Below are 22,470 nucleotides of genomic sequence, written 5' to 3'. Positions count from 1 at the left end.
GCCCCACCCCTTGCCTAGGGTCCCTCGGATGGGTGATTGGGGCCGTGTTCGTCCGTCGTGCGTCGCACCCGTCTCACGAGTCTGCCTTACGGTGCACCCTCGCGACCCAGTCGGCCGGTGTGGCGATCTCCGCCTTGGTGGGGAGGGTGTTCGGCGACGTCCAGACGCGGTTGAAGCCGTCCATGCCGACCTGGTCGACGACGGCTCGGACGAAGCGTTCTCCGTCGCGGTACTGGCGCAGTTTGGCGTCGAGGCCGAGGAGCTTGCGCAGGGCGAGGTCGAGGCGGGAGGCGCCGCGGGCGCGGCGCTGCTGGAACTTCTCGCGGATCTCGGTGACGGAGGGCACGACCTGGGGGCCGACGCCGTCCATGACGTAGTCGGCGTGTCCTTCGAGGAGGGACATGACGGCGGTGAGGCGGGCGAGGATCTCGCGCTGTTCGGGAGTCTGGACGATTTCGACGAGGGAGGGGCCGGGTTCGCCCTCCTCGCCTTCGGGGCGGCTGCCGGCGAGGGCCTGGGCGGCTTCGCGCAGTCGTTCGACGACGGTGGAGGGGTCGACTTCGGTGGCGCCGAGGAAGGCCTGGATCTCGCCCTGGAGGTGGTCGCGCAGCCAGGGGACGGCGGTGAACTGGGTGCGGTGGGTCTCTTCGTGAAGGCAGACCCAGAGCCGGAAGTCGTGGGGGTCGACGGCGAGTTCGCGTTCGACGTGGACGATGTTGGGGGCGACGAGCAGGAGCCGGCCGCCGCCGTTGTCCCCGGCGGGCAGTTCGCGGGTGGCGGGGGCGAAGGTCTCGTACTGGCCGAGGATCCGGGAGGCGAGGAAGGAGAGCAGCATGCCGAGCTCGACGCCGGTGACCTTGCCGCCGACCGCGCCGAGCATGGTGCCGCCGGGGGTGTTGGAGCGGCGCTCCTGCATCTTGTCGAGGAGCGGGGAGAGCAGTTCGCGGAAGCCGGCGACGTTGGCCCTGACCCAGCCGGCGCGGTCGACGACGAGGACGGGAGTGTCCCGTGGTTCGTGGCCTTCGGGGATCATCCGGGTGAAGGCCCTGACGTGCTCCTCGGAGGCCTTGGCGTGGCGGCGGAGTTCCGCGACGACCTCGCGGGCCTCGTCCCGGCTCACCTCCGGGCCCGGCCTCACCAGTCGGGTCGCGGTCGCGACCGCGAGATTCCAGTCGACCATCTCGGCACCACCGATGCTCGTCATGCGTCAACCGTACGTTCTCGGCGCCCGTTCGGTGAGGCTTCGGACCTGTTCAGCCCTGGGGGGCGAGGGCGGCGGAGAGCCGGTCGAGGGCGGGCTGGGCCTCGTAGGGGGAGGGGGTCCGGCCGGCGAGGAAGGCGAAGGCGAGGAGTCGGCCGTCGGCGGTGACGACGGTTCCGGCGAGCGTGTTGACGCCCGTCAGGGTGCCGGTCTTGGCGCGGACGAGGCCGGCGCCGGTCGTGGCGGGGCCGGTGTCGAAGCGGCCTTCGAGGGTGCCGCTGAAGCCGCCGACGGGCAGGCCGGTGAGGACGGGGCGCAGGGCGGGGCGGGTGGGGTCGGCCGCCCGGGTGAGGAGGCCGGTGAGCAGGGCGGCGGAGATCCGGTCGTCGCGGGACAGGCCGCTGCCGTCGGCGAAGCGGGCCCCGGCGGTGGGCAGGCCGAGGGCGGCGAGTTCGGCGCGGACGGCCTTGCCGGCGCCGTCGAAGCTCGCGGGCTGCTTGCGGGCGAGGGCGGTCTGGCGGGCGAGGGCTTCGGCGAGGTCGTTGTCGCTGTGGGTGAGGGTGCGTTCGACGAGGGCGGAGAGCGGGGCGGAGTCGGTACGGGCCAGGGGGGCGGCCTCGGCGCCTTCGGCGGCCTTGGGGTCCTTGGGGTCCTTGGCGGCGCGGGCGGGGGCCGGGGTGCCCTGGATCTTCGTGCCGGACTTGCGGAGGAGTTCGGCGAAGGCGGTGGCGGTGTCGCCGGCCGGGTCGGCGGTCCGCGGGGCGGGTCCGTGGTCGGAGCTGTCCAGGCGGCCTTCGTCGAGCATCAGCGGGCTGACGGGGGCGATGTTCTCGTTGGGGCCGATGGGGTGCCGGGCGGGGCCCGTGTAGAGGCCGGCGTCGTAGGCGACCCGTACGGCGGTGATGCCGCGGTCCTTCAGGGCGCGGGCGGTGGACTCGGCGAGGGCCTTGAGGCGGCCGCGGTCGAGGGTGGGGTCGCCGCCGCCGACCAGGGTGACCGTGCGGCCGTCGGGGGAGGCGACGACGGTGGTGGGGATGCGGTGGTCGGGTCCGAGGGCGGAGAGTGCGGCGACCGAGGTGGCGATCTTGATCGTGGAGGCCGGGGTCATGGGGGTGGTGGCGCCCTCCCCGTACAGCTGCTTCCCGGTGGTCGCGTCGACGACGGAGGCGGTGCGGAGCGTGCCGAGGCCGGGGTCGGCGAGGAGCGGTACGAGGATGCCGGCGAGGTCGCCCTGGCGGGTGGTGCCGGGCGCGCCGAGGGCGCGGAGCACTCCGGCGGCGCTGGGGGCCGGTGCGGGGCGCCGGGGGGCCGCGGGGGGCTTGGCGTCCACGTGATGTGCGCCACCTGTCGGGGCCGTGGCGGCCGCACGGGCCCGCTCGGCCTTACGCTGACCGTTGTCCCACGGGCCGGCGGCGGTCACCGCTCCGGCGGCCAGGGCCAGACCGAGCACGGCGGAACCCACCGTGACCTGCCACGTCCTCGGCTCCGGCATTGCTGACCAGCCCCTTTCGCGATCACACACAGGCGTGAGGGACACTTAATCACTGCGCGTTGCCGCAGGCATTCACATGTGTTGATTCAGGAGGAGCCACCCGTGGAGTTCGACGTCACCATCGAGATCCCGAAGGGGTCGCGGAACAAGTACGAGGTCGACCACGAGACCGGTCGCATCCGCCTGGACCGCCGCCTCTTCACCTCGACCAGCTACCCGGCCGACTACGGCTTCGTCGAGAACACCCTCGGCGAGGACGGCGACCCGCTGGACGCGCTCGTCATCCTGGACGAGCCGACCTTCCCCGGCTGCCTCATCAAGTGCCGCGCCATCGGCATGTTCCGCATGACGGACGAGGCCGGCGGCGACGACAAGCTGCTGTGCGTCCCCGCGTCGGACCCGCGCGTCGAGCACCTGCGCGACATCCACCACGTGTCGGAGTTCGACCGCCTGGAGATCCAGCACTTCTTCGAGGTCTACAAGGACCTGGAGCCGGGCAAGTCGGTCGAGGGTGCCGACTGGGTCGGCCGCGCCGAGGCCGAGGCCGAGATCCAGGCCTCCTACAAGCGCCTGGAGGCGCAGGGCGGCGCCCACTGAGTGGGTCCCTGCTGAAGCTGTGACGGGCGGTGCACCTCGTGCGGGTGCGCCGCCCGTCTCGCGTGCGGTCGTATGCCCGTGCCCATACTGGGCAGACAGCGCGAATGGGAGTGAGGGCGAAGAGAGTGGTCGCGGAGGCGGACGGCCCGGAGGACCGGAAGCCGCAGTCGGACGAGGCGCGCAGCGCTTTCACGCCGCCGGCGGGGGTCGAGCAGCCGGTGGTGCCGGAGGAGGAGCATCCGACCTCCGAGTTCGCCGTTCCCGAGGGGCTTGCTCCCGAGCCGCCGGCCGAGCCCGAGGGTTCGGCGTTCGCGCCGCCGTCGACGTACTCCGCGAAGCACGCGCCGCCGGCGTTCACGCCCGCGCACGGCATGCCGCTGGTGCGGCTGCCTGCGGACGCGCCGTGGCAGGACCGGATGCGGACGATGCTGCGGCTGCCGGTCGGCGAGCGGCCGGTGCCGGAGATCGCGCGCAAGGAGGACGAGGCCGGGCCCGCGGTGGGTCGTGTGCTCGACCTGACGCTGCGTATCGGCGAGCTGCTGCTCGCGGGCGGTGAGGGCGCGGAGGACGTCGAGGCGGCGATGTTCGCGATCTGCCGCTCGTACGGTCTGGACCGCAGCGAGCCGACCGTCACGTTCACGCTGCTGTCGATCACGTACCAGCCGTCGCTGGTGGACGATCCGATCACGGCGAACCGGACGGTACGGCGCCGGGGCACGGACTACACCCGGCTGGCGGCGGTCTACCAGCTGCTCGCCGACATCAACGCGGAGGAGCACGACGTCACGCCGGAGGAGGCGTACCGGCGGCTCGCGGAGATACGGCGCAACCGGCACCCGTACCCCGGATGGGTGCTGACGACGGCGGCGGGTGTCCTGGCGGGCGCGGCCTCGGTGCTGCTGGGCGGTGATCTCACGGTCTTCTTCGTGGCGGCGCTGGGCGCGGTGCTCGGGGACCGGCTGGCGTGGCTGTGCGCGGGGCGCGGGCTGCCGGAGTTCTACCAGTTCCTGGTGGCGGCGATGCCGCCGGCCGCGATGGGGGTGCTGCTGACGCTGCTGCACACGGATCTGCGGCCCTCGGCGGTCATCACGGGTGGCCTGTTCGCGCTGATCCCGGGGCGGGCGCTGGTGGCGGCCGTGCAGGACGGTCTGACCGGCTTCTACATCACGGCCTCGGCCCGGCTCCTGGAGGTCGGGTACTTCTTCGTGGCGATCGTGGTGGGTGTGCTGTCGGTGCTGTACGTGGCCGTGCAGTTCGACGCGCAGCTCAATCCGGAGGGGACGCTCAGTGCGGTCGAGCGGCCGGTCGTTCAGATCCTGGCGTCGATGGTGCTGTGCGCGACCTTCGCGATCCTTTTGCAGCAGTCCCGGGAGACGGTGCTGTTCGCGACGCTGAACGGCGGGGTGGCGTGGGTGATCTACGCGTCGATCGCGGTGACGGCGGACGGCTCGGCGGTGATGGCGACGGCCGTGGCGGCGGGTCTGGTGGGTCTGTTCGGGCAGCTGATCGCCCGGTACCACCACACCTCGTCCCTGCCGTACGTGACGGCGGCGATCGGCCCTCTGCTGCCGGGTTCGGCGACGTACTTCGGGGTGCTCTCGATCGCCCAGAACAATCTGGACCAGGGCTTCGCGAACCTGGCGAAGGCGGCGGCCCTGGCCCTGGCGATCGCGATCGGCGTGAACCTGGGAGGCGAGCTGGCCCGCCTGTTCATGCAGGCTCCGGGCGCGGCGGCGGCCCGCCGCGCCGCGAAGCGGACGCGTGGTTTCTAGCGCTCGGCGAGTGAGTCGGGCCTCTAGCGCTTGGCGTGGCGGCCGCGCTCGGCGGGGGCGTCCTGGGTGGCGTGGTCGCCCTCGGCGGCCCGGGCCTTCTTGGACTGGGAGCGGGCGCGGAGGTACTCGATCACGATCGGGATCACCGAGATCAGCACGATCAGGATGAGGATCGCCTCGATGTGCTTGTGCACGAAGTCGATCTTGCCGAGGGAGGCGCCGAGGAGGGTCACGCCCGCGCCCCACAGCACGCCGCCGATGATGTTGAACGTGATGAACGAGCGGTAGTTCATCCGGCTCACACCGGCGATGATCGGGGTGAACGTCCGCACGATCGGTACGAAGCGGGCCAGGATCAGCGACTTCGGGCCGTGCTTCTCGAAGAACTCGTGCGCCTTCTCCACGTTCTCCTGCTTGAAGAGCTTGGAGTCCGGGCGCTTGAAGAGGGCCGGGCCGACCTTGCGGCCGAAGAGGTAGCCGACCTGGTCGCCGATGATCGCGGCGGCCACGACGAGGGTGCAGACGAGCCACAGCGGCTGGTCCAGCTTGCCGGTGGTGACCAGCAGGCCGGTGGTGAAGAGCAGCGAGTCGCCGGGCAGGAAGAACCCGATGAGCAGGCCGGACTCGGCGAAGACGATGACGAGGACACCGATCAGGCCGAAGGTCTGGATCAGATAGTCCGGGTCCAGCCAGCTCGGTCCGAGGGCAAGCGTATTCACGGGTTCCGGGCTCCTGCGGTTGGTGGGGGCATGGGACGGCTGCCCCAAAGTATCAACGCTTTCTTACGACTCCGGGTTCCATAAGCGTCTCATCGGGCCCCGCCGGGATGCGAGCGTGGGCGGCCGAGCCGAGGCTGGTGGCCTGGAGGTGGATGCGTATGGGCATCGAGGAGTACGGAGGCGGTCAGGGGCCGCAGTCCGACGTGCTGGTCGTCACGACGAACGACGTTCCCGGCTACGAGGTCCGGCAGGTGATCGGCGAGGTCTTCGGGCTGACCGTGCGCTCGCGGCACCTGGGCAGCCAGATCGGCGCGGGCCTGAAGTCGATGATCGGCGGCGAGCTGAAGGGTCTGACGAAGACCCTGGTGGAGACCCGCAACCAGGCCATGGATCGGCTGGTGGAACAGGCGAAGGCGCGCGGCGCCAACGCCGTGCTGATGTTCCGGTTCGACGTGACGGAGGCGGCGGACGTGGGGACGGAGGTGTGCGCGTACGGCACGGCGGCGGTGATCGCACCTCGCGCCTGATCGGACGGCGACACCCCCAACTCTCCGGGTGTTATGCGGCTTTTGTGCACTTATGGTGGGGCGGTGGTCACCGATACCCCGACGTCCGGGCCCCCGCCCCCCGTCCCCAAGTCGCCCGCCCGTGTCCTGCTGCCGCAGGTCCTGCCCGCCCTCGTGGTGGGCGTGCTGGCGAGTCTGCTCTTCCTCGCGATCGAGTGGGTCTCCGAAGAGTTCGAGCACGTGCTGTGGGACACCCTTCCGGACGCCCTGGGCATCGGCGGCTACTCCTCCCTCTGGATGATCGTCATGCTCACCGCGACCGGGATCGCGGTGGGTCTCGTCGTCTGGAAGATGCCCGGGCACGCGGGCCCCGATCCTTCCTCGACCGGCCTCGGCGGCAGCCCGCTGGCCCTCGCGGTGCTCCCCGGCCTGCTGATCGCAGCCACGCTCACGCTGGCCGGCGGGGTCAGCCTCGGCCCGGAGAACCCGATCATCGCGGCCAATGTCGCACTCGCCTACTGGATCGGCCGCAAGGCCCTGCCGGCCGTACCGGGAGCGATGTGGGTGGTGCTCGCCTCCTCCGCCACCATCGGCGCCCTCTTCGGCACCCCGGTGGCCGCCGCCCTCGTCATCTCCGAGGCCCTCACCCACCAACCGAAGGGGCAGGGCTCCCTGTGGGACCGGCTCTTCGCGCCGCTCGTCGCCGCCGGGGCCGGGTCGATGACGACGACCCTCCTGGCGCATCCCAGCTTCGACATGTCGCTGCCCCCGCTGACCGAGCCGGGGTGGAGCGATCTGCTCGCCGCCATGGTCGTCGCCACCGTCGCGGCCCTCTTCGGCCTCCTCTGCTGCTACGGCCTCCCCTACGTCCACCGGGCCTTCAAACGGCTGCGGCACCCGATGCTGATGCTCCCCGCCGGCGGACTGGTCCTCGGCCTGCTGGGCGCGCTCGGCGGACATCTGACGCTCTTCAAGGGCCTGGAGCAGGCCAAGGAGCTCACCTCGAACATCGGTGGGTGGTCCTCGGGCGAGCTGGCCAGGATGGCCGTGGTCAAGCTGGCCGCCCTGCTGGTCGCCGCCTCGTGCGGCTTCATCGGCGGCCGGATCTTCCCCGCGGTGTTCATCGGCGTCGCCTTCGGGATGCTCGCCCAGGCCCTCGTCCCGGAGATCCAACCGGCCGTCGCGATCTCCTCCGCCGTCCTCGGCGTGCTGCTCGCGACCACCCGGCAGGGGTGGGTCAGCCTCTTCGTCGGCGCCGTCCTCACCACCTCGCCCGAGATCATCCCCCTGCTCTGTCTGGCCTCCCTGCCTGCCTGGCTGGTCGTCACCGGCCACCCCCAGCTCGAACTGGACGAGTCGGGCGCCCCCCTGCACTGAACCATCCCCCGAATGGAGTCCTCATGCCGCTGCACAAGGGTCCCGCCGAGCCCGAGCCCGACCGGCACCTCGCCCTCAACCCCTTCTACGGCCAGGCCAATCCGGTCGGCGGCATGACCGAGGCACCACCGCGCCACCAGCTCCCCGACGGTCCGCTGCCGCCCATGAGCGCCTATCAGGTGGTCCACGACGAGCTGATGCTCGACGGCAACTCCCGGCTCAACCTCGCCACTTTCGTCACCACCTGGATGGAGCCCCAGGCCGGCGTCCTGATGGCCGAGTGCCGGGACAAGAACATGATCGACAAGGACGAGTACCCGCGCACCGCCGAACTGGAACGGCGCTGCGTGGCCATGCTCGCCAATCTGTGGCATGCCCCGGACCCCTCGACAGCCGTCGGCTGCTCCACCACCGGCTCCAGCGAGGCGTGCATGCTCGCCGGCATGGCCCTCAAGCGCCGCTGGGCCAAGAGGAACGCCGAGCGCTACCCGGGCAGCGCCCGGCCCAATCTGGTGATGGGCATCAACGTCCAGGTCTGCTGGGAGAAGTTCTGCAACTTCTGGGAGGTCGAGCCCCGGCTCGTGCCCATGGAGGGCGACCGCTTCCACCTGGACCCGGAGTCGGCCGCCGCGCTCTGCGACGAGAACACCATCGGCGTGGTCGCCGTGCTCGGCTCGACCTTCGACGGCTCCTACGAGCCGGTCGCGGAGATCTGTGCCGCGCTCGACGCCCTCCAGGAACGGACCGGCCTCGACATCCCCGTCCACGTCGACGGAGCGTCGGGCGCAATGATCGCCCCCTTCGTGGACGAGGACCTGGTCTGGGACTTCCGGCTGCCTCGGGTCTGCTCGATCAACACCTCCGGTCACAAGTACGGCCTGGTCTATCCGGGCGTCGGCTGGGCACTGTGGCGCTCGCCGGCCGAACTCCCCGAGGAACTCGTCTTCCGGGTCAACTACCTCGGCGGCGACATGCCCACCTTCGCCCTCAACTTCTCCCGGCCGGGCGCCCAGGTCGTCGCGCAGTACTACACGTTCCTGCGACTCGGCAGGGAGGGCTACCGGGCGGTCCAGCAGACCACCCGAGACGTCGCCCGGGGACTCTCCGAACGGATCGAAGCGATGGGCGACTTCCGCCTCCTCACCCGCGGCGACCAGCTGCCGGTCTTCGCGTTCACCACCGCCCCCGACATCAGCCGCTTCGACGTCTTCGACGTCTCGCGCCGGCTGCGGGAGCGCGGCTGGCTCGTCCCGGCGTACACCTTCCCGGCCAATCGGGAGGACCTGTCCGTGCTGCGGGTGGTCTGCCGCAACGGCTTCTCGGCCGACCTGGCGGGGCTGTTCCTCGAGGACCTGAACCAGGTCATGCCCGACCTGCGGCGTCAGCCCGGCCCGACCGGCGACAGGGCGGCCGCCACCTCCTTCCACCACTGAGCGGGAGACGGGCTCAGGGGGTCTCGCCCTCGCAGCCCAGGCTGAACTCCGCCCAGCGCTCGCCGTCGACGGATATGTCGTAGAGGCAGCCGGTGCTGTGGCGGAGCAGCCCGACCGGCGTACGGCGGGTGTAGCCCGTGCCCTCGCCCGAAGGGCGGAAGCTGCGGCCGCCGTCGACGCTCACGTACTCCCGGCCCTCGGCCCCGATCAGCACCCGGCCGCCCGGGCCCGGCACGGGGAGCCCCAGGAGCGTGCGGGGCTCCACCATCGGCCCCGTCGTCCACATCCGCTCCCAGGTCCGGCCGCCGTCCCGCGAGCGGTGCAGCGCCCGCATGGGGTTCTTGACCGGCTCGCCGCCCTTCAGCTCCCCCATCTCCGCCGCGTAGACGGCGTCCCGGCCGACCACGACGGAGGTGTGCCGGCCGGGCTCGGCGGTCGGGCTCGGCAGCCGGCTCACCGACCAGCTGCGGCCCGCGTCCCGCGACACGGCGACGGCCGCCCGCCCCGAGAGGGGGTCGGTCCCCGAGGCCCACCACGAGCCGTCGGGCTCCGCGACCTCGGCCGGCCTCGGGTGCGCCCCGAGCAGCGGCCCCTTGGCGAGGGCCCGCCGCCTCCCGTCCTGCGGGGAGATCACGACCAGCCGCTCCCGGGCGCAGTCGTCCACGGACGACCCGGCGGGCTGCGCGCAGTCGGTGGTGAGCACGGCCCCGGCCGGTATCGCCGCGGTCGTGCCGACCGTCCTCCGGTCGCCCTGGCGCCAGCTCCGCCCGCCGTCCCTCGTGAACCAGGTCCGCTGCGTCTCCGGCTCGGCACCGCCCTCCTCGATCAGGGCGCGTCCCGGCCCGAGCACCAGCAGGTTCGCCGAGACGCCGTCCGTCCCCCGGAGTTCGGGCAGCGGGGACTTCCGCAGCACCCAGCTCTTCGCGCCCCGGTCGAGCACGGCCACGTGCTGCCGGCAGAAGCCGTTCGCCGGCACCTTCTCGTCCGTCACACAGTCCGCGAGCAGCACGAAGCCGCTGCCGTCGGCGGCGAACCCCGGAGCGTGCGACCACCCGGGCACCTGCGGCGCGGACGGTATCCGCGGCGGCGGGACGGCCGACGCGCCCGAACCGGGGGCCGGCGTCCCACCCGAGGCCCTCCCACCCGAGCCCGCCGAACCCGCGCCCGCCGAACCCGGCGACCCCGACACGGGCGACCCCGACCCCGAAGCCCCCGCACCCACACCCGTACAAGCCGTCAACACCAGCGCCACGACGGCGCCGGCCACCCCGTAGAGCCTGCGCATCGCCCGTCCCCCTGTCCCTTCGCCCGGTCCGCGGTGAACCGTCTGCCTTAGTTACACCGCTCGACCGCTTCGGGTTCCCACCTCCCGGCGCAGGGCTCCAGGCGAAGGGCTCCCGGCGCAGGGCTCCAGGCAAAGGGACTACGCGCTCAGCCGCCTGAACTTCCGTACCGCCAGCGGGAAGAAGACCGCGAGCAGCAGCAGCGGCCACACCACCGCCGCCATCACATGCCCCGGCTCCCCGCCCGGGTTGCCGAACAGGTCCCGTACCGCCGTCGCGGTCGCCGACATCGGGTTCCACTCGACGGCCGTGCCCAGCCACCCCGGCATGGACTCGGGCGAGGCGAAGGCGTTGGAGAGGAAGCCGATCGGCCAGACCAGGATCTGCACGGCCATCACCAGCTCCGCCCGGCCCGCGACCAGCGCGAGGAAGATGCCGATCCAGAGCATCGCGAAGCGCAGCAGGAGCAGCAGTCCCACGGCCCCCAGGGAGGCGCCGAAGCCGCCGTGCGCCCGCCAGCCGATCGCGTACCCGACGCCGATCATCAGCAGCAGCCCGGCCGCGGACTGGAGCATGTCGGCGACCGAACGCCCCACGAGCACCGCGCCGTCGGCCATCGGCATCGAGCGGAAGCGGTCGATCACCCCCTTGTTCAGGTCCTGGGTGACGGCCGTCATCGTGCCTTCGAGGCCGAAGACCATCGTCAGCGTGAGCATTCCGGGGACGAGGTAGTCGACGTACGCGCCCTCGACGTCCCGCCCGCCGCCGACGAGGTAGCCGAACATCAGCAGCATCATGATCGGGAAGAGCAGCCCGACGACCACCTGGACCGGCTGTCGCGCCCAGTGGGCCAGCTCCCGCCGGGTCATGGTCCAGCAGTCGCTCATCACATACGCCGCGCTCATGCCGCCGCCTCCTTCTCACGATCGGTCAGGTGCAGGAAGACCTCGTCGAGGGTCGGCCGGCGCAGGGCGATGTCCTCCGCCTCGATCCCGGCCGCCTCCAGGGCCCGCACGGTCTCGGCCAGCGCGGCCATCCGGTCCGTCACCGGGGCGCTGATCCTGCGCCGGTCCGCGTCGACGCTCACCTCCGGTCCGAAGACCGGCAGCAGCCGTGCCGCCTCGGCGAGCCGCCGCCCGTCCCGCAGGACGACGTCGATCCGGTCCCCGCCGACCTTGGCCTTCAGTTCGTCGGCCGTGCCGTCGGCGACCACCCGGCCGCGGTCGACGACCGAGATCCGGTCAGCGAGCTGGTCGGCCTCCTCCAGGTACTGCGTGGTCAGCAGGACGGTCGTCCCGCCGCCCACCAGCGAGCGCACCGACTCCCACACCTCGCCCCGGCCGCGCGGGTCGAGTCCGGTCGTGGGCTCGTCGAGGAAGAGCACCTCCGGCTCCGTGACCAGCGAGGCCGCGAGGTCGAGTCGGCGCCGCATCCCGCCGCTGTACTGCTTCACGGGCTTGCGGCCGGTGTCCGCGAGCCCGAAGCGCTCCAGGAGTTCGTCGGCCCGCACGCCGGCCCGCCTGGCACCCAGGTGGTGGAGCCGCCCGAACATCTCCAGGTTCTGCCGGCCGCCGAGCTCCTCGTCGACGGCCGCGTGCTGACCGAGCAGCCCGATCCGGCGCCGCACCTCGGCCGCCCGGGTCCGGACGTCGAAGCCCGCCACCCGCACCACGCCCTCGTCGTGCCGCAGCAGCGTGGCCAGGATCCGCACCGCCGTGGTCTTGCCCGCGCCGTTGGGGCCGAGCACCCCGTGCACCGTGCCGGCGCCGACGACCAGGTCGAGGCCGTCGAGCGCCTGCTTGTCCCCGTACCGCTTCCGCGCGCCATCGACGACGATCGCGTCAGTCATCCGTTTCCCTCCAGCCGGGCCGAGCGGCCCAGTAGTCAAATTTGACCACCGAGGGAAGGTATGCCCGCCACATCGATTAGTCAAACTTGATTAGTCGTGATACTCGTCCGGTGACCCCGTCGCGAACGGGTTCTCCTCACCCTCGGCGAGCACTCCCACGAAGGGCTCCCCGCCCTCCCCCGCGAAGGAGTACGCACCCGCCTCGATCCGCTCGATCAGGCCGAGCGTCCACTCCTTGCCGGCGTCCGCCGAGTGCACCCAGAGGTGCATGATCTCGCCGATGTGCCCGAGCTGCTGCGGGCCGCCCTCCGGGGTGTAGTACTCGGTGACGGCGGCCCGCCACGCGTCGAGCGCCCGCACCCGCTCACGCAGCAGCCCCACGACCTCCGCCCGGGGGAGGTCCACGATGAACCCGATCCCCGCCGACAGGACGTCCATCTTCTGGTCGTACGTGGTCAGCGCCTCGCGCAGCAGCGCGAAGTACTCCTCCGTGCCCTTCTCCGTCACCTCGTACTCGGTACGCGGCGGGCCGCCCGCCGTGCTCGGCGCGATCTCGTACGCGTGCAGCAGACCTTGCTTGGCCATCTGCTTGAGCGCGTGGTAGATCGAGCCGGGCTTGGCGTTGGACCACTCGTGCGCGCCCCAGAACTCCAGGTCGTTGCGGACCTGGTAGCCGTGGGCCCGCCCGTGCTGGCGGACCGCACCCAGAACAAGAAGCCGGATCGCTGACACCCTCGCCACCTCCTAGTCAATTTTGACTAGGGTACGGCGGTCCCGCCTCTCAGAGGCCCGCCTCTTCCGTGATCAGCGTGAACGAGTCCTTGCCGTCGAGGGACTCCCGGACGATGTCCGCGTGCCCCGCGTGCCGACCGATCTCCTGGACGAGGTGGAGCAGCATCCAGCGCATCGAGACCCGCCCGTCCTTCGGGAACCAGGGGGCCGGGGGCAGCGGGAAGGTGTCGTCCAGGCTCGGCACGGACCGGACGAACTCCTCGGTCTCCTTCGCCACGCCCTCCCAGAAGTCCAGCACCTCGGGGACGGTCTCGCCGTCGACGAGTCGGAAGCCGTCGCCCCAGGTCTCCTCGGTGCGGTGCTTTTCGTTCCGTCGCTGCTGGGCCAGCCGGAGCCAGGTCAGCTCCACCTCGGCGACGTGCTTGATCAGCCCGGACAGGCTGAGCGAGCTGGCGCTGGGGCGGCTCGCCGCCTGCTCCTCGGTGAGACCGAGGGCGGCCCGGCGGATCGCGGCCCGTTGGGCCTCGATGAAGGTGAGGAACGCCCCGCGCTCATCGCCCTGGGCCTCAGCGGGAACAAAAGCAACCATGAGAGGTCCGCCTTCCATGTGCGTAAGAACGACTCGTGGGTGCCGGGGAAGCTCTTCCTCCTCCCGACACCCACCACGCTACGGAGCCTTGCGGACAGCTACGGTCCTAGAAGGGGAAGCGGCTCCGGCCGTGCTGGATCGAGATCCACTTCTGGGTCGTGAACGCGTCGATCATCGCGTCGCCGTTCAGCCGGCCGATGCCCGAGTGCTTCTCGCCGCCGAACGGCACGATCGGCTCGTCGTGCACGGTGCCGTCGTTGATGTGGATCATGCCGGTGTGGATGCGCTGGGCGACGCGTACACCCCGCTCGATGTCACCCGTGTGGACGGCGCCGCTCAGGCCGTACGGCGTGTCGTTGGCGATCCGTACCGCCTCCTCCTCGCCGTCGACGGGCACGATGAGCGCCACCGGGCCGAAGATCTCCTGGCTCAGCACGGGCGCGTCGGCCGCGAGGCCGGTCAGCACCGACGGGGAGACGACGTTGCCGTCCGCCGAGCCGTGCAGCAGGGCGGTCGCGCCCCCGGCCACCGCCTGCTCGACGACGGACGACACCGACTCCGCCTGCTGGGAGTTGATGAGCGGGCCGATGTGCGTGGCGGGGTCAGCCGGGTCGCCGACGCGCAGGGTCTTCACCTTGGCGACGAACTTCTCGGTGAACTCCGCCTCCAGGGTGCGGTCCACCAGGATGCGGTTGGCGGCCATGCAGACCTGGCCCTGGTGCACGAAGCGGCTGAAGACGGCCGCGTCCACCGCGTAGTCGACGTCGGCGTCGTCGAGGACGATCAGCGCGCTGTTGCCGCCGAGTTCGAGGACGGCGTGCTTGAAGTTCTGCGCGCAGACGGTGGCCACATGGCGGCCGACCTTGTCGGAGCCGGTGAAGGAGATGACCTTCGGGACCGGGTGGGTCAGCAGCGCGTCGCCGATCTCGGCGATGTCGGTGACGACGACGTTCAGCAGTCCGGCCGGAAGGCCGGCCTCCTCCAGGACCTTCGCGACGAGCGTGCCGCCGCAGATCGGGGTGTTCTGGTGCGGCTTGAGGACGACCGCGTTGCCGAGCGCGAGCGCCGGGGCGACCGACTTGATCGACAGGAGGAAGGGGAAGTTGAAGGGCGAGATGACGCCGACGACACCGACCGGGAGGCGGTAGACGCGGTTTTCCTTGCCGTCGACGGGGGAGGGCAGGATCCGGCCCTCGGGGCGCAGCGCCAGCTGGATCGCCTCGCGCAGGAACTCCTTGGCGAGGTGCAGCTCGAACGCCGCCTTCAGGCGCGTACCGCCGAGCTCGGCGACGATCGTGTCGCCGATCTCCTGCTCGCGCTCCTCGACGATCCGCAGGGCGCGCTCGAAGACGAGCCGGCGGGTGTACGGGTTGGTCTCGGCCCACTCGCGCTGGGCGCGCTCGGCCGCGCGGTAGGCGCGGTCGACCTCGCCGGCGGTGGCGACGGTGATCGAGGCGAGCTTCTCCCCGGTGTACGGGTTGAAGTCGATGATGTCCCACGAGCCGCTGCCGGGCTTCCACTCGCCGTCTATGTACTGGTGGGCGAGCTCGGTGAAGTAGGACATGTACGAGACCCCTTAACCCGCGGTGGCGGACGTGGCGACTGTGACGACTGACATCTGATGTCACGTCATCGTACTGACGTCCTACGAGAGTTGAAGGAGTCCTCGGAGAAGATCACGGGATTCGGCCGGATCGGGGCTGTCCGCGCGCAACCGCTCCATGACGCGCGCGTACTGGGCGACCTCCTCGCGCTTGTCGAGGTAGAGGGCGCTGGTCAGCTGCTCCAGATAGACGACGTCGGAGAGGTCGGACTCCGGGAAGCTCAGCATGGTGAACGCGCCGCTCTCGCCGGCGTGCCCGCCGAAGCTGAAGGGCATGACCTGGAGCGTCACGTTGGGGTGCTCGGAGATCTCGATGAGATGCCTCAACTGCCCCTGCATCACGGACCGGTCGCCGTAGGGACGGCGCAGCGCGGCCTCGTCGAGGACGGCGTGGAAGTGCGGGGCGCGCTCGGAGACGAGGACCTTCTGGCGCTCCAGGCGGAGCGCGACGCGGCGCTCGATCTCGGCGCGCGGGGCGCCGGGCATGCCGCGGGAGACGACGGCGTGCGCGTACGCCTCGGTCTGCAACAGGCCGTGCACGAACTGGACTTCGTAGACACGGATCAGGGAGGCGGCGCCCTCCAGGCCGATGTACGTCTGGAACCAGCCGGGCAGCACGTCGCCGAAGCTGTGCCACCACCCGGCCACGTTGGCCTCACGGGCCAGCCCGAGGAGCGAGCCGCGCTCGGTCTCGTCACTGACGCCGTAGAGCGTGAGCAGGTCCTCGACGTCCCTCGCCTTGAAGCTCACCCTTCCCAACTCCATACGGCTGATCTTGGATTCGGACGCGCGGATCGAGTAGCCGGCCGCCTCGCGGGTGATGCCGCGCGATTCGCGCAACCGCCTCAGCTGCGAACCCAGCAGGATGCGCCGCACCACGCTCCCGCTCGCTCCGCTCGATTCGACTGCGGTCACGGCTCCAGCCTCTCCTTCGCGGGTCTCGGGCCCCCGGATTCTGCCACTAAACGCTTCAGCGCGTACACATTCGATTACGGAAAGAGGGCAAGTTCAGGGCGACTTCCTGATCAAGACGAAAGTAGTCGGCAGAAGATATGCACAGAATCGGCACGGGGGTGGACAGGTCCGGCGCGTGCACGTGCATCTGCCCTTGCATCCCTTGGTCGCATTCGGAACCATGGACCCCGCGCAGCTGCGTACTCGTTCGTGTTGTCGCACCACAGTCGCGATTCCCGGGAGTGCCTCGCATGGGGACGAATGGATCGACCATGCTCGAGCCGTTACGGCAGGGGCTTCCTCCGATCGACGTCGCGGCCGTCTCCAACTCCGCCTCCTGCGCCCTGCCACCCCGCTACGAAGCGGTGCGCGGCGCACGGAAGTTCACCCAGTCGACGCTCGCGCAGTGGGACCTGACCGACCGTTTCGACGACGTCGCCCTGGTCGTCTCCGAACTCGTCACCAACGCGCTGCGCCACGCGCTGCCGTCGGACACGCCCCAGGACGACGACGACCGGCACGCTCCGTCCGTCCGCCTGCACCTGATGCGCTGGACGAGCCGCCTGGTGTGCGCGGTACGGGATCCGAGCCACCGCAGCCCGGAGGCGCGCGAGGGCGACGAGGACTTCGCCGCGGAGTCCGGCCGGGGGCTGTTCCTGGTCGACTCCTTCAGCGACGGCTGGGGATGGCACCCGCTGGCCGGGACGCTCCAGGGCAAGGTGGTCTGGGCGCTGTTCCGGCTCGGGCCGGAGTGACATGCGTACACACGAAGGGCCCCGGCAGGCATGTGCCGGGGCCCTTCGTACGCGTACGTCACACCAGGTGGTCGAACTCGCCGTCCTTGACGCCGAGCAGCAGCGCCTCTATCTCGGCGGGCGTGTAGACCAGAGCGGGACCGTCGGGGTGGCGCGAGTTGCGCACGGCAACGTTGCCACCGGGCAGCTTGGCGAACTCCACGCAGGATCCCTGGGAGTTGCTGTGCCGGCTCTTCTGCCACACGACACCATGAAGCTCCGTGGCCGCCATGCCGTTGTACGCGCGATGCGCATGATGCACTGGTAGCTCCCCGAGATGCTTGGTGCAGGTGTCAACTTCCTCGGATCATAGCTGTGTTCATATGCCAATGCATGAGCAGATGCACGTGCACGCGGGGTGGCGTAGCGACTACGCGACTCAGTGCACTCAGCGAGCTACCGACGAGTAAGGCAAGAGTGCCATCTCCCGGGCGTTCTTGACGGCCCGGGCGATCTGCCGCTGCTGCTGCGCGCTCACCCGTGTCACCCTACGGCTCCGGATCTTCCCCCGGTCGGAGATGAACTTCCGCAGCAGATCGGTGTCCTTGTAGTCGATGTACGTGATGCCGTCGCGGTCCAGGGGGTTGGGGCGCGGCTTGGCGGGCTTGCGGGGGGACTTGGGGGGCACGGGTCAGACCTCCAGGAGGTTGTCGAAGGCGGGCGGGAGCTGCTTCCAGGCGTCGCGGCCCGCGGCGTACTCGGCATCGGTGAGCAGGCAGGAGTCGAGGACCTCGGCCAGGCCCTCGCGGTCCAGGCCGGGCGAGGTGAAGACCAGGTGCTGGCAGCGGTCGCCGTGCTCGGGGTGCCAGTCCAGGGCGGCGGCGGCCCGGCGGACGGGCGGGACCATGTCCCAGGCGGCGTCAGGAAGCGAGGCCAGCCAGGGGCCGACGCTCTCGACGCAGAGCGCGCCGCCCGCGGCGTCCCAGTGGAGCAGGGTGTCGGGCCTGTCGGCGAGCCAGAACCGGCCCCGGCTGCGGGCCGCGGCGCAGGTCAGGTCCTCCAGGGCCGCGTACAGCCGCTCGGGGTGGAAGGGGCGGGTGTGGTGCCAGACGTAGGTGGCCACCCCGCTCTGGTCCGCCTCCTGGGGCAGCAGCGCGCAGGCCGGGTGCTGCGCGGCCGCGGCGGCCTCGACGTCGAAACCGGCCAGCGCGGCGGCGGCCAGCTCCGTACCGGACTCGACGGGGATACGCCGGGCGGTGGGGTGGAGCTGGGCGAGCAGCGCCCGGTCCTCGTCGTCCGCGTCGGCGTTGTCGACCACCGCAAGGACGGGCGCGTACTCGAGCTGGCGCGCCCAGGTGTCGGCGACGGTCCGCTGGTCGGTGGCGGCGGCCGCGAGGCCCGCATCGGCGAGGTCGTCGCCGTTGCCGAGGTAGGGCAGGACCAGGGCCGGGTCGACGGCCGTCATCACGGCGGTGAGCCGGAGCCCGGCCGCGGCGACGACCTCGGCCATCGCCTTGGGCTCGACCGAGTCCCAGAGTTCGACCACCGCGAGGCGGGTCAGTCCGGAGTCGGCGAGGCGCTGGAGCTCGGGGACGAGGTCCTCGCGCAGCGCGCAGCAGGCGCAGTCGTTGACGAGCGGGGTCTCGTCGGTGGACAGGACGCCGGTGGTGTCGCGGACGGTACGGGCGACCGTCCCCGTCTCCGGGGCCGTCGCGAGGTCGTGGTGGAGCGCGACGCTGCCGGGGACGGTGGCGAGGAGCCGGTCCACGACGGCGCGGCGGGCGTCGGAGTGGAGTCCTCCGACCAGGGCGACGGAGAGGCCTGCGGACATCAGCGAGCCTCGCGCCGTCCGTACCGCTTCTCGAAGCGCTCCACCCGGCCGGCGGTGTCGAGGACGCGCGCGGTGCCGGTGTAGAAGGGGTGGCTCGCCGAGGAGATCTCGACGTCGACGACGGGGTAGGTGTTGCCGTCCTCCCACACCACCGTCTTGGCGCTGGTGATCGTGGAGCGGGTGAGGAAGGCGAAGTCACCGGCCTTGTCGCGGAAGACGACGGGGCCGTACGGGGGGTGGATGTCGTGCTGCATGGGGTGGTCAGCGCTCCTCTCGGAAATCGACGTGCCGGCCGGCGACGGGGTCGTACTTGCGCAGGGTGAGGCGGTCGGGGTCGTTACGGCGGTTCTTGCGGGTGACGTAGGTGTAGCCGGTGCCGGCGGTGGACCGGAGCTTGATGATCGGGCGGAGTTCGTTGCGGGCCATGGTGTGTAGAGTAAATGAACATGGTTCCCATTACCAATAATCCCTCGGAGAGGTAGGTCACCCGTGTCCGCCCACTGCCAGCTGACCGGCGCGCAGCCCGGTTTCGGCAACCGCATCTCGCACTCGCACCGCCGTACGTCACGGCGCTTCGACCCGAACATCCAGAAGAAGCGCTACTGGCTGCCCAGCGAGGGCCGGTACGTCCGGCTGACGCTGAGCGCCCGCGCGATCAAGACCGTCGACACGATCGGGATCGAGGCCGCGGTGGCCCGGATCCGCGGGCGGGGGGTGAAGGTCTGATGGCGAAGAAGAGCAAGATCGCGCGCAACGAGCGCCGGAAGACCGTGGTGGAGCGGTACGCCGAACGGCGGGCCGAGCTGAAGGAGATCATCCGCAGGCCGTCCACGCCGGAGGCCGAACGCGAGGCGGCGATGCGGGAGTTGCAGCGCCAGCCCCGGGACGCGAGCGCCACGCGGGTACGCAACCGTGACGCGGTGGACGGCAGGCCGCGGGGGCACCTGCGGAAGTTCGGAATCTCCCGCGTCCGCCTGCGGGAGCAGGCCCACGCGGGCTTCCTGCCGGGGGTACGCAAGGCGTCCTGGTAACGGGCGCGGGGCGGCCCGTGGGGCCCGGGGCGCGAGGCTCGCCCCGGGCCCCCCAGGGCTCGGGGCCGGGGCGCGTCAGGGCTCGGGGCCGGGGCGCGTCAGGTGCGCTTCGGAGTGGTGGCCTCGATGAGGGCATCGGGCAGGTCAGGGCGAACCAGATACTTACCCCACCGGCCCTGTGACTCGGGTCGCTTCCGGAGATGTCACGTCCGGGCGCCCATGCTCGTCGCATGAGCATGACTGACACGAAGAACGTGCTGCTGGCAGGGGCGAGCGGGGTCTTCGGACGCCACGTCGCCGCGGAGCTCACCACGGCCGGACACACCGTGCTGGGGCTTGGGCGAGGGGCGGAGAACGAGGTCGTCGCCGATCTCATGGACCGGGATCGGCTGCTGCGGGCGGTGGACGGGCTGGAGATCGACACCGTCGTGCACGCGGCGACCGCCCTGCGCGACGCTCCGATGAAGCACCGGGACATGGCCGCGACCGACGCGCTGCGGATCGAGGGCACGGCCCATCTCGTCGAGGCGGCGCGCGCGACGGGGGCGCGGCGGATGATCGCCGAGTCGATGGTGTTCGGGTACGGGTACGGGGACTTCGGGGACCGGGTGATCACGGAGGAGGACGTCTTCGGGCCGACCGGCCTTGACCGGCCGTCCCAGCGGCACGTGGACGCCATGCGGATCAAGGAGGACCTGATGCTCGGGGAGAAGGGCATCGAGGGCGTGGCGCTGCGGTTCGGCGTGTTCTATGGGCCCGGCGGCACCGAGGCCGTGGTGGAGCTGCTGCGGAAGCGGAAGCTGCCGGCGGTCGTCGACCGGGGCAGGGTGCTGCCGTGGGTCCACCTGCGGGACGCGGCGCGCGCGGTGGCACTGGCGGTCGAGGGCGGGCGGCCGGGGCAGGCGTACAACATCGTGGACGACGTCCCGATGGGCTTCGGCGCGCATGTGCACGCGGTCGCCGAGGTGTTCGGCACCCCGAGGCCGATGACCGTTCCGGCGTGGCTGACCCGGCCGATGTCGTACGCGCACAAGGTGTTCACCACCAGCCTGTGCGTCTCCAACGCCAAGGCCGCGGCCGAGCTCGGCTGGACGCCGCGGTACGCGGACTGCGCGGCGGGGCTCGCCGCGCTGGCGACGGGTCGGTCGGTTCAGAGCTGACGGGCCGACGGGCCGACGGGCCGACGGCTGACGGCTGACGGCTCGACCGATCAACCGCCCGGACCGCCCCCGCCCCGAATCGTCAGCCGTTCTCCGGGATCTCCCGGTGCCCGCGCCCCAGGCCCGCCGCGTTCGCGGCCGTCGTGCCGTGGGTCCAGCCCGCCTCGTCCCACATCGCGCGGACGCGGGTCGTGCGGGTCTCCGGGAACATCTCGTCCGCGCGGGAGGTGACCGCGACCTCGCGGGAGGCGAGCGCCGGGAGGAGGGTCGGGGCCTCGGCCGCCACGCGGCGGGAGGTGGTCGCCAGGCGCGCGCCCAGGCGGTTGGCGTAGGCGAGCAGGAACGACTGGCGGAAGGACTTCGTGCGCTTCCGGCCGCCCGCCCGCTGCTCCGCCTCCGCCCGCGTCATCGCCGCCGTGCCCTGGACCAGGAGCGAGGTGTACAGCAGCTCCACCGGATCCAGGTCCGCCTCGAAGCCGACCACCGTCGAGAAGCCGTACGCCTCGTTCCACACCGCCCGGCAGTGGTTCGCCGTGGCCACCGCGTCCAGCAGGATCGCCTTGGCCTGCTCGTACGGCGGCTCCACCCCGATCCGGATCGCCCCCGGGGTGTCCCCCGAGGGCGTACGGGACTCCAGCGCCGCCTCGTCCAGGCTGTGGCGGGCCATCAGCTCCTGCGCCTTGGCCGTCAGCGCCTCCGCCTCCTCCGGGTAGCCCGTCGCCTCCGCCTTCGCGAGCAGGGCGCGCACGCGCGTCAGCATCCGCGGTTCCCCCGCCACGGCGACCGGGAGCGCGTCTCCCGGGACCGGGCCCACCGGCTCCAGGGACGGCAGCCTGACCAGCAGGCGGTACAGCTCCAGGTGCGTCGTCGCCGCGGAGAAGCGGTCCGCCCGGGCGGGGGTCGTGTCCAGGTCGGCGAGCTGTGCCGCCCAGCGCGACGGCAGGCGCTCGTAGCGTCCCGTCTCCGCGGCGATCAGGCCGCCCGCCAGCCTGACGTGCTCCTCCGCCAGCTCCCGCCGCAACAGCCGTACGAGGTCCCCCGGCTGCCAGCCCCGCTCCCATGCCCGCCGTACGAACTCCTCGCCACGGCGCGTCAGTTCCGCGTCCGACGCCCGGTCCGCCGCGAGCAGCGACGCCGCCGAGTCCAGGGCCGTGTCGTCGTCCGTGTACAGGGCTTCGAAGGCCCTCTCGACCGTGCTCCTCGTCGTACTCACGCCTGCTTCGCGTCCCATTCCTCGCGCGCCCGCCCGATCACCGCGCGGTGGTCGAGCGACCAGTCGATCAGCTGCTTGATCAGGTGCGTCATGCTGTGCCCCGTCTCCGTCAGCGCGTACTCCACCTGCGGCGGCGTCGTCGGATGCACCGTCCGCGTCACCAGGCCGTCCCGCTCCAGGCGGCGCAGCGTGAGCGTCAGCATCCGCTGCGAGATGCCGGTGACCAGACGCTGGAGCTCCCTGAACCGCCGTGGCCCCGGCGCCAGTTCGACCACGACGTGCACGGTCCACTTGTCGCCGAGCCGGTCCTGCACATCCCGTACACCGCACTCCTCCGCGCAGCTCACCACGGGGTCGGTGGTTACCTCGGTGTTCCCCGCTGACATCAATGTGC

At 71.4% G+C, this 22,470-nt stretch carries 26 protein-coding genes; 9 read left to right on the top strand and 17 right to left on the bottom strand.

Annotated features, from left to right (window positions below; translation table 11 throughout):
• Positions 1–73 precede the first annotated feature (73 nt).
• The gene (locus ACFV9D_RS21845; protein WP_385148542.1) at positions 74–1,204 is read right to left on the bottom strand and encodes a zinc-dependent metalloprotease; all 1,131 of its coding nucleotides are present in this window, start codon (positions 1,202–1,204) and stop codon (positions 74–76) included.
• Between the two features lie 49 nt (positions 1,205–1,253).
• Positions 1,254–2,693, bottom strand: a complete 1,440-nt coding sequence (gene dacB / locus ACFV9D_RS21840) for a D-alanyl-D-alanine carboxypeptidase/D-alanyl-D-alanine-endopeptidase (RefSeq protein WP_385148539.1) — start codon at positions 2,691–2,693, stop codon at positions 1,254–1,256.
• 102 nt (positions 2,694–2,795) lie between these two features.
• Between dacB and ACFV9D_RS21835 the strand changes: the two genes are divergently transcribed.
• Together ACFV9D_RS21835 and ACFV9D_RS21830 are read left to right on the top strand one after the other, a co-directional pair.
• Positions 2,796–3,290, top strand: a complete 495-nt coding sequence (locus ACFV9D_RS21835; RefSeq protein ID WP_385148536.1) for an inorganic diphosphatase — start codon at positions 2,796–2,798, stop codon at positions 3,288–3,290.
• Between the two features lie 125 nt (positions 3,291–3,415).
• A complete protein-coding gene (locus ACFV9D_RS21830) occupies positions 3,416–5,062 on the top strand; it encodes a threonine/serine exporter family protein (RefSeq protein ID WP_385148657.1) in 1,647 nt (548 codons plus the stop codon).
• 23 nt (positions 5,063–5,085) lie between these two features.
• Here ACFV9D_RS21830 and ACFV9D_RS21825 read toward each other — a convergent pair whose 3' ends face one another.
• Positions 5,086–5,781, bottom strand: a complete 696-nt coding sequence (locus ACFV9D_RS21825; RefSeq protein ID WP_385148534.1) for a DedA family protein — start codon at positions 5,779–5,781, stop codon at positions 5,086–5,088.
• A 158-nt stretch (positions 5,782–5,939) separates the two neighbouring features.
• Between ACFV9D_RS21825 and ACFV9D_RS21820 the strand changes: the two genes are divergently transcribed.
• The 3 genes from ACFV9D_RS21820 to ACFV9D_RS21810 all read left to right on the top strand — a co-directional run bounded on the left by ACFV9D_RS21820 (position 5,940) and on the right by ACFV9D_RS21810 (position 9,097).
• Complete coding sequence (locus ACFV9D_RS21820) at positions 5,940–6,308, top strand: YbjQ family protein (RefSeq protein ID WP_385148531.1); 369 nt, start codon at positions 5,940–5,942, stop codon at positions 6,306–6,308.
• Positions 6,309–6,371: 63 nt separating this feature from the next.
• A complete protein-coding gene (locus ACFV9D_RS21815; protein WP_385148528.1) occupies positions 6,372–7,664 on the top strand; it encodes an ion channel protein in 1,293 nt (430 codons plus the stop codon).
• A gap of 23 nt (positions 7,665–7,687) precedes the next feature.
• Positions 7,688–9,097 (top strand): glutamate decarboxylase, encoded by a 1,410-nt coding sequence (locus ACFV9D_RS21810; protein WP_385148525.1) that lies wholly within the window; start codon positions 7,688–7,690, stop codon positions 9,095–9,097.
• A 13-nt stretch (positions 9,098–9,110) separates the two neighbouring features.
• Here ACFV9D_RS21810 and ACFV9D_RS21805 read toward each other — a convergent pair whose 3' ends face one another.
• The 7 genes from ACFV9D_RS21805 to ACFV9D_RS21775 form a co-directional block, all read right to left on the bottom strand.
• Positions 9,111–10,157, bottom strand: a complete 1,047-nt coding sequence (locus tag ACFV9D_RS21805; protein WP_385148522.1) for a WD40/YVTN/BNR-like repeat-containing protein — start codon at positions 10,155–10,157, stop codon at positions 9,111–9,113.
• A gap of 363 nt (positions 10,158–10,520) precedes the next feature.
• Positions 10,521–11,285, bottom strand: a complete 765-nt coding sequence (locus ACFV9D_RS21800; RefSeq protein ID WP_385148519.1) for an ABC transporter permease — start codon at positions 11,283–11,285, stop codon at positions 10,521–10,523.
• The gene (locus ACFV9D_RS21795; protein ID WP_385148516.1) at positions 11,282–12,229 is read right to left on the bottom strand and encodes an ATP-binding cassette domain-containing protein; all 948 of its coding nucleotides are present in this window, start codon (positions 12,227–12,229) and stop codon (positions 11,282–11,284) included. The genes ACFV9D_RS21800 and ACFV9D_RS21795 overlap by 4 nt, the downstream gene beginning before the upstream one ends.
• A gap of 90 nt (positions 12,230–12,319) precedes the next feature.
• A complete protein-coding gene (locus tag ACFV9D_RS21790; protein ID WP_385148513.1) occupies positions 12,320–12,961 on the bottom strand; it encodes a PadR family transcriptional regulator in 642 nt (213 codons plus the stop codon).
• Positions 12,962–13,010: 49 nt separating this feature from the next.
• The gene (locus ACFV9D_RS21785) at positions 13,011–13,550 is read right to left on the bottom strand and encodes a DinB family protein (RefSeq protein ID WP_385148510.1); all 540 of its coding nucleotides are present in this window, start codon (positions 13,548–13,550) and stop codon (positions 13,011–13,013) included.
• A gap of 106 nt (positions 13,551–13,656) precedes the next feature.
• Positions 13,657–15,114 (bottom strand): aldehyde dehydrogenase family protein, encoded by a 1,458-nt coding sequence (locus ACFV9D_RS21780; RefSeq protein ID WP_385148507.1) that lies wholly within the window; start codon positions 15,112–15,114, stop codon positions 13,657–13,659.
• Between the two features lie 81 nt (positions 15,115–15,195).
• Entirely contained in the window at positions 15,196–16,068 is an 873-nt protein-coding gene (locus ACFV9D_RS21775) for a helix-turn-helix domain-containing protein (protein ID WP_385148504.1), read from the bottom strand.
• A gap of 290 nt (positions 16,069–16,358) precedes the next feature.
• Between ACFV9D_RS21775 and ACFV9D_RS21770 the strand changes: the two genes are divergently transcribed.
• Entirely contained in the window at positions 16,359–16,862 is a 504-nt protein-coding gene (locus tag ACFV9D_RS21770) for an ATP-binding protein (RefSeq protein ID WP_385148501.1), read from the top strand.
• A gap of 58 nt (positions 16,863–16,920) precedes the next feature.
• Here ACFV9D_RS21770 and ACFV9D_RS21765 read toward each other — a convergent pair whose 3' ends face one another.
• From ACFV9D_RS21765 to rpmG, 5 genes are all read right to left on the bottom strand, one after another.
• A complete protein-coding gene (locus tag ACFV9D_RS21765) occupies positions 16,921–17,133 on the bottom strand; it encodes a DUF397 domain-containing protein (RefSeq protein ID WP_361856175.1) in 213 nt (70 codons plus the stop codon).
• 156 nt (positions 17,134–17,289) lie between these two features.
• Entirely contained in the window at positions 17,290–17,529 is a 240-nt protein-coding gene (gene rpsR, locus ACFV9D_RS21760; protein WP_137988604.1) for a 30S ribosomal protein S18, read from the bottom strand.
• 3 nt (positions 17,530–17,532) lie between these two features.
• Positions 17,533–18,672: a CobW family GTP-binding protein gene (locus ACFV9D_RS21755; RefSeq protein WP_385148498.1), complete on the bottom strand. Its 1,140-nt coding sequence runs from the start codon at positions 18,670–18,672 to the stop codon at positions 17,533–17,535.
• Positions 18,672–18,926, bottom strand: coding sequence for a type B 50S ribosomal protein L31 (locus ACFV9D_RS21750; protein ID WP_385148495.1), 255 nt, complete (start codon positions 18,924–18,926; stop codon positions 18,672–18,674). The genes ACFV9D_RS21755 and ACFV9D_RS21750 overlap by 1 nt, the downstream gene beginning before the upstream one ends.
• Positions 18,927–18,933: 7 nt before the next feature.
• Positions 18,934–19,098: a 50S ribosomal protein L33 gene (rpmG, locus tag ACFV9D_RS21745; RefSeq protein WP_017949758.1), complete on the bottom strand. Its 165-nt coding sequence runs from the start codon at positions 19,096–19,098 to the stop codon at positions 18,934–18,936.
• Positions 19,099–19,161: 63 nt separating this feature from the next.
• Here rpmG and rpmB point away from each other — a divergent pair, with 63 nt between their 5' ends.
• From rpmB to ACFV9D_RS21730, 3 genes are all read left to right on the top strand, one after another.
• A complete protein-coding gene (rpmB, locus tag ACFV9D_RS21740) occupies positions 19,162–19,398 on the top strand; it encodes a 50S ribosomal protein L28 (protein ID WP_385148492.1) in 237 nt (78 codons plus the stop codon).
• Complete coding sequence (gene rpsN, locus ACFV9D_RS21735; protein WP_385148489.1) at positions 19,398–19,703, top strand: 30S ribosomal protein S14; 306 nt, start codon at positions 19,398–19,400, stop codon at positions 19,701–19,703. Before rpmB ends, rpsN begins: the two co-directional genes overlap by 1 nt.
• 230 nt (positions 19,704–19,933) lie before the next feature.
• Positions 19,934–20,863, top strand: a complete 930-nt coding sequence (locus ACFV9D_RS21730; RefSeq protein ID WP_385148487.1) for an NAD-dependent epimerase/dehydratase family protein — start codon at positions 19,934–19,936, stop codon at positions 20,861–20,863.
• Between the two features lie 82 nt (positions 20,864–20,945).
• Here the strand turns inward: ACFV9D_RS21730 and ACFV9D_RS21725 are convergent, their stop codons facing one another.
• Both ACFV9D_RS21725 and ACFV9D_RS21720 read right to left on the bottom strand, forming a co-directional pair.
• Positions 20,946–22,094: a DUF2786 domain-containing protein gene (locus ACFV9D_RS21725; RefSeq protein WP_385148484.1), complete on the bottom strand. Its 1,149-nt coding sequence runs from the start codon at positions 22,092–22,094 to the stop codon at positions 20,946–20,948.
• Positions 22,073–22,462, bottom strand: a complete 390-nt coding sequence (locus tag ACFV9D_RS21720) for a winged helix-turn-helix transcriptional regulator (RefSeq protein WP_385148481.1) — start codon at positions 22,460–22,462, stop codon at positions 22,073–22,075. Before ACFV9D_RS21720 ends, ACFV9D_RS21725 begins: the two co-directional genes overlap by 22 nt.
• Positions 22,463–22,470: the final 8 nt, after the last annotated feature.

This window comes from Streptomyces sp. NPDC059875, assembly GCF_042731085.1.
Lineage (GTDB): Bacteria > Actinomycetota > Actinomycetes > Streptomycetales > Streptomycetaceae > Streptomyces.
This window is presented reverse-complemented; position numbering and strand designations above follow the sequence as displayed.

What these genes read in the sequence shown, in the direction of transcription:
- dacB (WP_385148539.1), bottom strand. Translation starts at nt 2,693, where the DNA reads ATGCCGGAGCCGAGGACGTGGCAGGTCACGGTGGGTTCCGCCGTGCTC.
- ACFV9D_RS21750 (WP_385148495.1), bottom strand. Translation starts at nt 18,926, where the DNA reads ATGCAGCACGACATCCACCCCCCGTACGGCCCCGTCGTCTTCCGCGAC.
- ACFV9D_RS21725 (WP_385148484.1), bottom strand. Translation starts at nt 22,094, where the DNA reads ATGGGACGCGAAGCAGGCGTGAGTACGACGAGGAGCACGGTCGAGAGG.
- ACFV9D_RS21845 (WP_385148542.1), bottom strand. Translation starts at nt 1,204, where the DNA reads ATGACGAGCATCGGTGGTGCCGAGATGGTCGACTGGAATCTCGCGGTC.
- ACFV9D_RS21770 (WP_385148501.1), top strand. Translation starts at nt 16,359, where the DNA reads ATGGGGACGAATGGATCGACCATGCTCGAGCCGTTACGGCAGGGGCTT.
- ACFV9D_RS21730 (WP_385148487.1), top strand. Translation starts at nt 19,934, where the DNA reads ATGAGCATGACTGACACGAAGAACGTGCTGCTGGCAGGGGCGAGCGGG.
- ACFV9D_RS21720 (WP_385148481.1), bottom strand. Translation starts at nt 22,462, where the DNA reads ATGTCAGCGGGGAACACCGAGGTAACCACCGACCCCGTGGTGAGCTGC.
- ACFV9D_RS21800 (WP_385148519.1), bottom strand. Translation starts at nt 11,285, where the DNA reads ATGAGCGCGGCGTATGTGATGAGCGACTGCTGGACCATGACCCGGCGG.
- ACFV9D_RS21795 (WP_385148516.1), bottom strand. Translation starts at nt 12,229, where the DNA reads ATGACTGACGCGATCGTCGTCGATGGCGCGCGGAAGCGGTACGGGGAC.
- ACFV9D_RS21820 (WP_385148531.1), top strand. Translation starts at nt 5,940, where the DNA reads ATGGGCATCGAGGAGTACGGAGGCGGTCAGGGGCCGCAGTCCGACGTG.
- ACFV9D_RS21785 (WP_385148510.1), bottom strand. Translation starts at nt 13,550, where the DNA reads ATGGTTGCTTTTGTTCCCGCTGAGGCCCAGGGCGATGAGCGCGGGGCG.
- ACFV9D_RS21755 (WP_385148498.1), bottom strand. Translation starts at nt 18,672, where the DNA reads ATGTCCGCAGGCCTCTCCGTCGCCCTGGTCGGAGGACTCCACTCCGAC.
- rpsN (WP_385148489.1), top strand. Translation starts at nt 19,398, where the DNA reads ATGGCGAAGAAGAGCAAGATCGCGCGCAACGAGCGCCGGAAGACCGTG.
- ACFV9D_RS21765 (WP_361856175.1), bottom strand. Translation starts at nt 17,133, where the DNA reads ATGGCGGCCACGGAGCTTCATGGTGTCGTGTGGCAGAAGAGCCGGCAC.
- ACFV9D_RS21810 (WP_385148525.1), top strand. Translation starts at nt 7,688, where the DNA reads ATGCCGCTGCACAAGGGTCCCGCCGAGCCCGAGCCCGACCGGCACCTC.
- ACFV9D_RS21780 (WP_385148507.1), bottom strand. Translation starts at nt 15,114, where the DNA reads ATGTCCTACTTCACCGAGCTCGCCCACCAGTACATAGACGGCGAGTGG.
- rpmG (WP_017949758.1), bottom strand. Translation starts at nt 19,098, where the DNA reads ATGGCCCGCAACGAACTCCGCCCGATCATCAAGCTCCGGTCCACCGCC.